The sequence below is a fragment of the Actinomycetota bacterium genome, from assembly GCA_041658565.1.
Classification (GTDB): Bacteria; Actinomycetota; AC-67; order AC-67; family AC-67; genus JBAZZY01.
The window spans coordinates 77,104-88,653 of the sequence record JBAZZY010000009.1 but is presented as its reverse complement, the minus strand read 5'-3'; the positions used below and the strand labels follow the sequence as shown (position 1 = coordinate 88,653).

General features: G+C 66.2%; 11 protein-coding genes. 3 read left to right on the top strand and 8 right to left on the bottom strand.

Features of this window, described 5'->3' with window-relative positions; genetic code table 11:
- On the top strand, positions 1-228 hold a 228-nt coding region (locus WDA27_07100), incomplete at its 5' end, for a hypothetical protein (protein MFA5890702.1).
- Here the strand turns inward: WDA27_07100 and serS are convergent.
- From serS to WDA27_07085, 3 genes are read right to left on the bottom strand one after another with little or no spacing between them, the layout of a single operon-like run.
- Positions 229-1,488 (bottom strand): serine--tRNA ligase, encoded by a 1,260-nt coding sequence (serS, locus tag WDA27_07095; protein ID MFA5890701.1) that lies wholly within the window; start codon positions 1,486-1,488, stop codon positions 229-231.
- Entirely contained in the window at positions 1,481-2,320 is an 840-nt protein-coding gene (pheA, locus tag WDA27_07090) for a prephenate dehydratase (GenBank protein MFA5890700.1), read from the bottom strand. Before pheA ends, serS begins: the two co-directional genes overlap by 8 nt.
- Positions 2,317-2,772, bottom strand: coding sequence for a DUF4446 family protein (locus WDA27_07085; GenBank protein ID MFA5890699.1), 456 nt, complete (start codon positions 2,770-2,772; stop codon positions 2,317-2,319). Before WDA27_07085 ends, pheA begins: the two co-directional genes overlap by 4 nt.
- Positions 2,773-2,796: 24 nt before the next feature.
- On the opposite strand from WDA27_07085, the gene larB reads away from it, so the two are divergent.
- Positions 2,797-3,549, top strand: coding sequence for a nickel pincer cofactor biosynthesis protein LarB (gene larB, locus WDA27_07080; protein MFA5890698.1), 753 nt, complete (start codon positions 2,797-2,799; stop codon positions 3,547-3,549).
- Positions 3,546-4,730: a nickel pincer cofactor biosynthesis protein LarC gene (gene larC, locus WDA27_07075; protein ID MFA5890697.1), complete on the top strand. Its 1,185-nt coding sequence runs from the start codon at positions 3,546-3,548 to the stop codon at positions 4,728-4,730. Before larB ends, larC begins: the two co-directional genes overlap by 4 nt.
- 1 nt (position 4,731) lies before the next feature.
- Here the strand turns inward: larC and WDA27_07070 are convergent, their stop codons facing one another.
- From WDA27_07070 to WDA27_07050, 5 genes are all read right to left on the bottom strand, one after another.
- A complete protein-coding gene (locus WDA27_07070) occupies positions 4,732-7,125 on the bottom strand; it encodes a fibronectin type III domain-containing protein (protein ID MFA5890696.1) in 2,394 nt (797 codons plus the stop codon).
- Between the two features lie 96 nt (positions 7,126-7,221).
- Positions 7,222-8,277, bottom strand: coding sequence for a zinc-binding dehydrogenase (locus WDA27_07065; protein MFA5890695.1), 1,056 nt, complete (start codon positions 8,275-8,277; stop codon positions 7,222-7,224).
- Positions 8,274-9,269 (bottom strand): LLM class flavin-dependent oxidoreductase, encoded by a 996-nt coding sequence (locus WDA27_07060; protein MFA5890694.1) that lies wholly within the window; start codon positions 9,267-9,269, stop codon positions 8,274-8,276. The genes WDA27_07065 and WDA27_07060 overlap by 4 nt, the downstream gene beginning before the upstream one ends.
- 150 nt (positions 9,270-9,419) lie before the next feature.
- Positions 9,420-10,595, bottom strand: coding sequence for an acyl-CoA dehydrogenase family protein (locus WDA27_07055; GenBank protein MFA5890693.1), 1,176 nt, complete (start codon positions 10,593-10,595; stop codon positions 9,420-9,422).
- A gap of 83 nt (positions 10,596-10,678) precedes the next feature.
- Positions 10,679-11,530, bottom strand: coding sequence for a class I SAM-dependent methyltransferase (locus tag WDA27_07050; protein ID MFA5890692.1), 852 nt, complete (start codon positions 11,528-11,530; stop codon positions 10,679-10,681).
- Positions 11,531-11,550 lie beyond the last annotated feature (20 nt).

Genomic DNA, 11,550 nt, shown 5'->3' with positions numbered 1-11,550 from the left:
TCGGTCGACCATGTCTACGCCTACGGCGCGATCATGCAGGGCGACTCCGGCAGCGGGATCATCTCCGAGGACGGACTCGCGGTCGGGGTCATCGTCACGCTCGGGGTCCACACACAAGGGCTCATGGATCAGGGTCCCATCGGCATTACACGTCTGGCGCCGCAACTGGCGCGCGCCAAGCATCTGCTCGGCATCAACCTGACCCTGCGAACCGCCCCGCTTCTGTAACTAGCGCGGCCGGATCTCGTCGAAGCCGCAGTACGCGCGCAGCACTTCCGGCACCACGACCGAGCCGTCGGCGCGCTGGTTGTTCTCCAGGATCGCCGCGACGGTGCGCGAACTGGTCACCACTGTGCCGTTCAGAGTGTGCGCGAACACAGGGCCGGCGTCGGTTTTCATGCGCACGTTCAAACGCCGCGCTTGGTAGTCGGTGGTATTCGAGCAAGACGTGACTTCGCGGTAGCGCCCCTGGCCGGGGAACCACACCTCTAGGTCCACGGTCTTGGCACTCGGCGCGCCCATGTCCCCGGTGCACAGCGCGACCGCCCGGTAGGGCAAGCCAAGCGCCTGCATCACCGACTCCTCGATCGCGATCAAGCGCTCGTGTTCGGCCCATGAATCCTCGGGCCGGCAGAACACGAACATCTCCACCTTCTCGAACTGGTGGTTGCGGAACGTCCCGCGCGTGTCCTTGCCGCTCGCACCGGCCTCGCGCCGAAAACACGCGGAATGCCCGACGTAACGCATCGGCAACGCGGCCGCGTCGACGATCTCGTCCATGTGCATCGCCGCGAGCGGTACCTCGCTGGTCCCGACGAGGAACAACTCGTCCGCAGGCACCTGATAGATCTGGTCGGCGCCTGCGGGGAAGAAACCTGTGCCTTCCATCGCCTCGCGGCGAACCAGCACCGGCGGCAGCACGGGCGTGTGACCTTGCGCGACCAACTGCTCCATCGCGAAGCGCGACACCGCGAGCCACAACGTCGCGGCTGCGCCTTTGAGAATGCTAAAGCGCGTGCCCGACACGCGCGCCGCGCGCTCCATGTCGATGATGCCGAGTATCTCGCCGAGTTCCAGGTGATCGCGCGCCTGGAAGTCGAACGCCGGCGGATCGCCCCACTGCCGCATGACCACGTTGTCGTCTTCGGTCGCGCCCGACGGGACCGACTCGTGCGGCAGGTTCGGGATCTCCAGCAGCAGCGCGCGCAAGCGCGCGGCCGCGTCCGACTCGGCGTTCTGCAATTCGGTGATCTCGTCGGAGAGTTCCTTCAGTCGCGTGAGCAGCGCCTGCTTGTCGTCGCCCTTCAGCCGCGCGACATCGCGCCCGGCACGGTTCTGCTCGGCCCGCAGTACGTCCAGGCGCGCCTGCGCGCGCCGGCGCTCAACGTCCACGGCCAGCACGTCGTCTATCGACGACGCGGCACCGCGGCGAACAAGCGCAGCCTTCACTGCGTCGGCGTCTTCACGGATCAACTTCAGATCAAGCATGCGTTGCCCTCGGGTAACTGCCCAGCACCTTCACTTCGAGGATCTTGGTGCGCAGCGAATCGATTGCGTAGCGTACCGGCGGCTCGTCGGCGTGGCCTTCCATATCGATGAAGAAGCAGTACTCCCCGAGCCGCTCCTTCGTCGGGCGGCTCTCCAACTTCGTCAGGTTGATCTGCCGATCGCTGAACTCGTGAAGGATCGCCAGCAGCGAGCCCGGCCGGTCCTGCCCGATGAAGCAGACCACGCTGGTCTTGTCCGAGCCTGTCGGCTCGGGGCGCGCGCGCCCGATCAGGACGAACCGCGTCGCGTTCTCAGACCTGTCCTCGATGTCGGCCTCGACCACCGCGAGCCCGTACAACTCCGCGGCGAGCGCGGTTCCGATCGCGGCCCAAGTCGCGTCGCCGCGCTCACTCACTTCGCGCGCGGCCTCGGCGGTGGAGTTGGCCGCATGGATGCGCGCGCCGGGAAGTGCGCGCGCGAGGTACTCGCGGCACTGCGCGGTTGCGTGCGGATGCGACTCGACGTCTGTGATGTCCTCTAGGCGCGCGCCGGGCAACCCAAGCAGCGCGTGACGGATCGGCCGAACGACCTCGGCGACAATCTGCGCGCGCTCGGTCGCAAACGCGAGCGAATCCAAGGTCACGCTCACCGACCCCTCGATGGAGTTCTCGATCGGGATCAGTCCTGCGTCGACATCGCCGGCCTCCACCGCGCGCACGATCTCGGGAACCGTGGACATCGCAACCAGCTCGGCCTCGGCCGACCCTCCCATCGAGAGCAAGGCCTCTTCGGTGAAGGTGCCCGGCGGACCCAGGTACGCAAGGCAGGTCATGCGCGCCCCACAGGTATGCCTCGCAGCGCGCGCCGAATAGCATCTTCTTCCTCGGTAGATAGGTTGATGCGGCTCACCCCTTGCTCGACGGGTTTCGCGTAAATCCGGGTCTCGTTTCTGCCGTTGATGGAACTCATCACCACGCCGTCGCCGTCCGCGTCGAGCAGAGCCACGGCGAACGACAGCCGGCCGCCCATGTCCTCGAAGGCGTCGAAGCGCACCAGCCCAACGCGCTGGATCGAGTGCACGATCGCTTGGCGCAGTTCGGCAAGCTCGAGCGAGTCGACCCCGCCGGCCACATCGGCCGCGGACTCGGCACGATGACGAAGGCTGTAGGAGCGCCGCACCTGGCGCAAGCGGCGCCCGAGGCCGAGCGCGACGATCAAGGCCAGCAGGGCGCACCCCGCCGAGGCGAGGGCGATGATCGCGAGTGCACTGTCACTGAGAGTCACGGCGACGGCTAGGATATCGCCTCGATGGGCCCGGAAACGCTTGCCACCTTGCTGGATGCGGTTGCCCGCGGCGATGTCTCGGTGTCTGAGGCCGCCGGACATCTCTCGCGCCTGCCGGTGTCCGACGTGGACTGCGCGCGCCTGGACACCCACCGCGCGCTGCGCACCGGCCTCCCCGAGGTGATCTACTGCCCCGGCAAGACCCCTGCACAGATCCGCACTATCGCCGCCGAGATGCTCTCGCACCCCGACGCTCCCCTGCTGGCAACCCGCGCCGACCCGGCCGCCTATGACGCGATTCGGGACCTCGACCCGAACATCCGCTACGACCCGGTCGGTCGCGTCGTGGTGCTGCGCGCGCGGACCCAAGACACGGCGGGACCGGTCGCGATCGTCAGTGCCGGAACCGCCGACCTGCCGGTGGCGCAAGAGGCCACAACCGTCGCTGAAGCCCTCGGGCTCGAGATCCGTCGCATCCCCGACATCGGGGTAGCCGGTCTGCACCGCACGCTCGCCGCACAGGAAGAACTGCGCGCAGCATCGGTGGTCATCGTCGTCGCGGGGATGGAGGGAGCGTTGCCGAGCATCGTGGCCGGACTGGTGTCGTCTCCCGTCATCGCGGTGCCCACCAGCGTCGGGTACGGCGCTGCGTTCGAAGGACTCGCCGCACTGCTGGCAATGCTGAACTCGTGCGCGCCCGGCATCGCGGTGGTCAACATCGACAACGGCTTCGGAGCCGCGGTGCTCGCGCACCGAATCCTGGGGAGTCGCCCATGACGGCGATCGCGTACTTCGACTGCTTCTCCGGCATCGCCGGCGACATGACGCTCGGCGCGCTGCTCGACGCGGGAGTTCCACCAGAGACGATAGAAGCACCGCTGGCGAAGCTGCCCCTGGAAGGATTCGAACTCGAGATCACGCGCGTCGAAAGACTTGGCATCGCAGCGACGGCGGTGAAGGTGCGCGGCGAAAACACCAGCGTGCTTCGCAACTACTTCAGCGTTCGGTCGCTGATCGAGCAAGCCGAAGTCACACCGCGCGCGCGCGCCACCGCACTCCGGATCTTCCAACGCTTGGCCGAAGCCGAAGCGACGGTGCACGGCAAGGACGTCGCTCACGTCGTGTTCCACGAACTCGGCGCCGCCGACACGATCGTCGACGTGCTCGGCACCGCAATCGGCCTGGATTACCTCGATGTCGATCGTGTCTTCGCATCGCCGGTGGCCACCGGAATGGGAATGATGCGCACCGAGCACGGCGTCTACCCGATCCCGGGTCCGGCCGTCGTCGAACTTCTAAAGAACGCTCCCGTGCACTCGCGCGGAATTCCCTACGAGCTGGTCACTCCGACCGGCGCGGCGATCCTCGCGGCTACCGTCGAGAGCTTCGGCGAGATCCCGCCGATGCGCATCGCGCGCGCCGGCTACGGCGCCGGCACTCGCGAGTTGGAGATACCCAACGTCGTCCGGCTGCTCATCGGAGAACCCGCGACCGAGCAGGACGCCTTCGGACCAGTCCCGTGCGTGCTGCTGGCCACCAACATCGACGACATGAACCCCGAGCTGTACGAGTACGTGCTGGAACGACTGTTCGCCGCAGGCGCTCAGGACGCGTGGATCACTCCAATTGTGATGAAGCACGGACGTCCGGCCGCGACGCTCAGCGTCCTCACCGGACACGGCGAGGAACACGCATGCCGCAATGTGCTCTTCCAGGAAACTACGACCCTTGGAATCCGCCGCACGCAAGCCGAGAAGTGGATGCAACCGCGCGAGATCGTGTCGGTCGAACTTGCCGAAGGAACGGTGCGGGTGAAGATCGCGCGCGGCCCCGGCGGTGTCACCAACGTCGCACCGGAGTACGCGGACTGCGCGCGCGTTGCGCGCGAGTCCGGACGGCCGCTAAAGGAGATCTACGCGGCGGCTCAGGCGCGCGCGCGCGCCACGCTGGACTCGTGACCTACGGCAGGGGGTCGGGCTCAACCGGACAGTCGGCGAGGACCTTGATGTCGTGCACCTCGGCGGTCGCGCTGGCCCAGTTCGGTGCTTCATACCCGTACGAGGTGACCAGCAGCCGGTAATTGATCCCGCGCCGGAACTGATGCTGGATCTTCCACGTGTTGGGCCCCACGATCGGCGACGGGTTGTCGGCCGCCGACACCTCGATCGTGTCTGTCGTCGACAGGTTCGTGCCGGACACGATGGCGTTGACGTAGACCAGGAGCCGCTTTACTCGATCCGGCCCCGCGGTCGTTCCCGCCGTGATCTGGAAGTCGCAGCGTGTGGCGCTCACATTCCCGCTTTCAGCCGGATCCTTGAACACCGGCAGCGGCGGTCCGAACGTTTGCGCGCACGTGGTTGCGTTCGAAACGCCCGACACTCCGTCAAGGTTCTCGGCGCGCACGCGGAAGAAGTATGCGGTGTGCGGCACGAGTCCGGTAACGAGGAAGTTCGCCGCACCTAGGCCGCTGTGTCCCGGCGCGGTTGTCAGTTTGGCGAATGGGATCCCGGTGGGATCCTGCGGGCAGGCCATGTTCCGGAACGCGATGTACTCGACGCGGAACGCGGACTCGTTGGACGCGTTGTCGGTCCACCCAAGCACGATGCTCGTGTTGGACTGCACGGTTGCGGCCAGACCCGTCGGGTCGCCGTTGGGCGGCTGCGGCGGCAAAGTCGTCGCGCAAGCCTCGTCCGATGGGTCACTCGACTCGTCGGTCCCCTTGGTCGCGCGCACGCGATAGCAGCGGCGCTGGCTCGCACCAAGCGACTCGACATCAACGTAGTGATGCGAGTTCGGGCCGAGGTTCTTTGCCAACTCGGCCCACTCGCCGCCGGGCCGGCGGAACTCAATCAAGTACCCGGTCTCGTTCGTCGCCCGGTCCACCCAGTCCAAGGTGATCTCGTGCGATCCGGTCGCGACGGCGCTCAAGTCATCGGGCTTGGCGACCCGCGCAGCGGGTGTCGTAACGACGGAGATATTCGACGGAGCACTACGACCAGAGGAGTTGTGTGCGTACACGCGGTACGAGTACGTCGCGAGGCCGACCGTTCCGGTATCGCTGAAGCTCTCGGCGTCGGGCGGCGTATCGGCGATCTGCGTCCATCCTGCCGACGAAGCAGAACAAACGCCTGCGCAGCGATCGATGTCAAAGGACTCCTCGGCGTCGGAGTTGTCGCGCCAAGACAGATCTACCTGCGCGTTGGATACCGCGACCGCGACAAGCTTCGTCGGTGCGGTGGGGATCGAGCCCAGGCAGGCGACATTCGTGAACCCGGAGAACGCGAGGCCGTTGCGGTAGCCGCGAACGCGATAGCACCGCTTGGTGTCCGGCGGAATCGAGATGTTCGTGTAGGTGACGGTGCCCTGCCCCGCAGACGCCGGTCGCGTCAGCTCCGACCGGAAGTCATTTGAAGCCGGACCGATCTCAATGCGCCAGCCGTCCTCGTCGATGTAGGGCCCGGCCGGAGAGCGATCGGTCCACGTCAACAACGCCATCGACGGCGGAACGAACTGCGCCGTCAGACCCGTTGGGTCGGTCGGCGGCGGCAGGGGCGCGGTCTCGACGACGACATGATCGGGAATGCCGTTCGAGTACGACATCTCAGTCACAACCGTCCCGTCGGCGCGCGGCAAGTTCTGGATCCGCACAGCAACGACGCGGTACGAGAAGACCTTGTTGTACTCCTGCAGGTACTCGTGGAACGCCGTGGTCGTACCGGAAAGCCTGGCGATCGGAGTAGAGCCGTAGTACGGGTTCACCGCGCCTCGGCCCCGCATGATCCAGAATTCCTGCTGGTCGCCGTTGTTCGTCCACGTCAGAGTGACGCTGTTGACATTGATGCACGCGAGTTCGCCGCCACCGTTGCACGTGAAGTCGGTCGGCGGTTCCGGGCCGAGAATAGCCGGGTCGGGCTCGGACGCCCGGCCCTCGAAGAGCACGGCGCTTCGCGGTTCCCGAGGGTCGGACACGATAAGCGGCGTCACGCGCAGATACCGCGGCGCCGGATCGGCGCGCGGAGCAAGGTTGGCGACGACGTACTTGCACACAGTCGAGCCAAGTTTGGTGTTCTGAATCTGATTCAGGTCCACGCCCCCGCATGCCGGGGCAGCGGCGACCTGCGTGTACGGTCCGGCTTCGTCGTTCGCGATCTCGATCCGGTTGGCCGTCTCAACGGGAGAGTTGTCCGTCCAAGCAACAAAGATCGTGGTCGGACCGATGCCTGTCGCCTGGACGTCGGTCGGCGTGATGAGTTGGAGAACGAGGTTCACCGGATCGGGATCCGCAAACGCGATTCCCGATCCCGCAAGCAGCGCAATGGTGAGCGCCGCTACAGCAAGACGCCTGTTCTTCATCGGCAGTCGTCGCTCCTCGGCATCGAACCCACGGATCGTGCGCAGTGATTCCCCACGAGGTATCAGTTCCCTGCGCGCGCAGATCCCTCCTGCCGGCTAGGCCGAGGACGAATCGGAGGAAATGAGTAAGACCCGCACGGGATCGTTGCGCTTTTCGGACAGAATGCGCACACCTTCCGCGGCATCTTCCAGGGCGAGTCGTTCCGAAACGGACTCGGACAAGTCCAGGCGCCCCGAAGCGACGAGCGACAGCAACGTCTCCAAGTGAAGCCGTGAGTACCCCATCACACCGAGAAGCTTCGTCCGGAAGGCAGCGAATGTGACGGATGGCCCAAGTTCCACCGGTTCACCGCCTACGCCGACGAGCACGCACCGGCCGTCGATCGCGAGCGAAGCAACCGCTTCGCGCAACACCGCGTTCGCTCCAACGAACTCGACGGCAAGATCCACGCCTCGACCGCCGGTCGCGGCGCGGATTGCCGCGCTCGGCTTTGTCGCGTTCGGATCCACAACCACATCAGCGCCGAGCCGCTTTGCGCGATCGCGCGCGCCCGGACTCGGATCAACCGCTGCGATGAAGCGCGCGCCGGCCAGTTTCGCGAGCATCAATCCGTGGGTGCCGAGTCCACCGACACCGAAAATCGCGACGCTCTCACCCGCGCGCAGCGCACCCGTTTCGAGAATCGCGTTGAACGGCGTCGCTACCGCGTCGCAAAGAACCGCCGCAATCTCCAACGGAACGCTGTCGGGAACACGCACGAGACCCGACGCCGGAACCTTCACGTACTCCGCCCACGCGCCGTCGTAGTCGATGCCCATCACGAGCGGCAGTGCGCACCGCTCAACCGAATCGCCGTCCAGGCACGAGAGACACACGCCGCAGGACTTCCCCGCGTAAATGGCGACGCGATCCCCAGGCTTCCACGCGGTCACACCGTCTCCCGCGCGCGCCACCACGCCCGCGGCTTCGTGCCCGGGCGTCACCGGCGGCGGCGTGCGTGTCGGCAACGACCCGTCGAACATGTGCAGGTCGCTCGCGCAGATTCCGCACGCTGCGACCTTCACCAGAACATCACCCGGGCCGGGTTCGGGGATGGGAACGTCCTGAACCTCGAGGGGCTTGCCGACGCCGACGAACCGGACGGCCTTCATTCCGCGATCGCCGCTTCAAGCGTTTCCTCGAACGAAGCCGTGACGCCCTCGGGAACAGCGAACGCTCCAACTGCGGGAAGATCCACTCCGGCTGCGCGGTACTCGGCGATCTTGGCGCGCACGACCTCGGGAGAACCGATGCCGGCGAAGTGCTCGAGGAGATCGTCGCTGATTGCCGCGCACGCTCCGGCGACGTCACCCGTGGAGAGCGCCGCGTCGAAGTCCCCGATGTCGTGGGCGAACCCGGCCTTCGCGATCACCTTTCGATAGAACGGGAGCGTCATGTACGTGAGGAAGTCCTTGCGGAACGCGTCGCGCGCGCCTTGGATGTTCTCGGATACCGCGCACGGCACCGCAGCAACGATCTTGCACGATCCGGGCGCGCGGCCCACAGCGAGTTCCCCTGCACGAACTTCCTTCACCACGACTTCGCGAATGTACTTCGGCATGCAGGCCCACAAGATGATTCCGTCGGCCGCCTCGCCGGCGAAGCGCAACGTCTTGGGCGACAGTCCCGAAAGGTAGATCGGCAACCCGGCGCGCGCCGCGTATCCCATGAAGCCGAAGTTCACCTTGTAGTAATCGCCCGAGAACTCCGCGCGCCCCGTCGTCAGCACGGATCGCAACACCGTCACGTATTCCTTGAGTTGCGTGAGCGGGCGACTCATGTCCGCGCCGTACCAGTTCTCCATCACAATGCGATGCGACGTTCCGATTCCCACGATCAACCGGCCGCCGATGATCTCATCCAGCGTCGCCGCCTCGTACGCCAACGCGACCGGATGCCGAGGAAACGCCGGGATGACCGCCGTACCGAGCGCGATTCGCTCCGTCGCCGCGCCGTACGCGGCAAGCGACATCAATCCGTCTCGCTGCGCAATGTGCGTAGTGAAGACCGCTTCGTACCCCAGTTGCTCGGCCAGGCTGGCGCGCTCAACGGCGACGGCCAGCGACTGCCCCGGGGTGATGAATGCCGCAAGTAAGGTTGTCATACGCGCCAGTCAACCTTGTCATGCGCGCGCGGAGCAAGTCTGCCTCAAAGGACCTGGGGCACATGCGTGCGCCGGGTCGAAAGCCGATCATCGATCTTCGACCCGAATCGCGAACGCCGAATCGCTCCGACCCGCCGTACCTGCCCGGGGTTACAAACCCAGCGTCTTGGCTACGTTGGTGCGAAGGATCTCGCTGGTGCCCTCGTAGAGGCGCTGGGCGCGGACCTCGCGCCAGTAGCGCTCGATCCCGACCTCGGTCATGAAGCCGTTGCCGCCGAAGACCTGGATGGCGCGGTCGGCGACACGGCCGACCATCTCGGTCGCCACCAGCTTCGCGGCCGCCCCCTCCTGACGACCGTCGGCACCATCGTCGATGCGTCCGGCCATCTCGTAAACGAAAGCCCTCGCCGACTCCAGTTCGCACCAGGAGTCGACCACGTATCCCTGGATGTACTGGTTCTTGCCGATCGGCTGCCCGAAGGTCACCCGGGTCTTGGCGTAGTCGAGCATCTTGTCGAACAGGTGCTGCGCGATCCCGAGCGCACCGGACGCAATGTGCAGCCGCCCACCGTTGATCCACTGCATCGCCGCGTAGAAGCCCTGCCCGACCTCTCCGAGCACGTTCTCGGGCGGCACCACGCAGTCGGTGAAAGTCAGCTCGGCAGGCCGGTCGACCGTGGAAGCCGTGCGCTGGATCCGCGTCACTTCGTAACCCGGGGTCTCCCGATCGATGATGAAGGCCGTGATGCCGCCGCGCGCGCGCTTCTCCGAGTCGGTCACCGCGAACACGACCGCAAAGTCCGCCTCGGCGCCGTGCGTGATGAAGTGCTTGCGCCCGTTAACGACCCAGGAGCCGTCATGAAGCTCTGCCCGCGTTCGGATCTGAGTCGCGTCCGAGCCTGCCTCCGGCTCCGTCAGCGCGAAGCACATCTCACGCTCGGCGGCCATGAGCGGCTCGAGGTATCGCTTCTTGACGTCGTCGCTGGCGACCTTGAACATCGGCGTCGGCCCTTCGACCGAGGCGAGCACGCTTCCACGCGTCGCAAGGAACACTCCCGAACGATTGACCTCTTCGTCCACGAGCACCTGACCGAGATACGACAGCCCGCCGCCGCCCAGCTCCTCGGGCATGTGCAACTGATAGAACCCGATCTCGGCCGACTTGCGGCGAATCTTGCGGCGCTCTTCTTCACCGTTCTCGATGAAGCCGGTTTCGTTCAGCTCATGCAAGTACTTGGCTTCGACAGGGCGAATCTCTCGCTCTACGAAGTCGCGAATCGACTGCCGCAACTCCAGCAGCTCGGACGGGATGACGATCGCGCTCACGGTGCCTCCCTCAGATGCAGTCTTAGATGCCGAATGGTAGCCCCGCGATCCCCCAAGGAAAAACTGAGGGGGGCCGCCCGAACTCAGCCGGCGCGCAGAGGGAATCGCGCAAGGGCGATCGTGCAGCCGCTTGCCTCGGCAGGCTCGGCGGCATGGAAATCGGCCGCGCGAATCTCGGCGCGCGCAGCCTCGGCTTCGGGCATCGGCCACGCAGGCACGCCGGCCGCACGCAGCAGCGCGCGACGCAGGCGCACGCGCAGCGGACCCGGGAGCCTGCGCACGATGCGCTCGACGCGTTCGACCCGTCCGACAACCTTCCACTCCTCGCGCGCGCCCGCCAGCAACCGCTGTGTGCGCGCCAGCGACTCGTCGAGCATCTGGCCGAGCAACACGACCTCGCCGAAATGCTGCTCTAACTCCACGCGGAGTTCTGTCGGAGTGAAGTCGCGAAGGTGATGCGGGTTGAACTCCTTGGACGCGGTTCGTGGAAGCTGCGCGATGTTCGGCGTAGTGAGGTAGGCGACACCCTCGGGACTCAGCACGCGTGCGATTTCTTCCAGAAACCCGCGCGTGTCGGCGACGTGCTCGACTACCTGCAGCGCCGCGACGGCGTCAAAGCACCCGTCGGCAAACGGCAGGAGAAAAGCGTCGGCCGCCACAAACCTCGCCGCGCGATAGCGCCGCGCGGAAGCCGCCAACAGATGCGGGTCCAGGTCCATGCCGACGCAGGATCCGGCGCGCGCCGCGAGCACCGCCGATCCGTACCCGTCGCCGCACGCGAGGTCCAGCACGCGCGCGCCCTCCGGCAGGCGCTCTGTGAGATCCTGGTAGCCGAACAGATGGCACTGGAACATGAAGGAGTCGTCGGGATAGACGCGGTCGGCTCCCCACGTATCCGCCGCGCCCGTCACCGGGTCCACCTCAGCGTCGCTCACGAACCGAGCATACGCGCCGT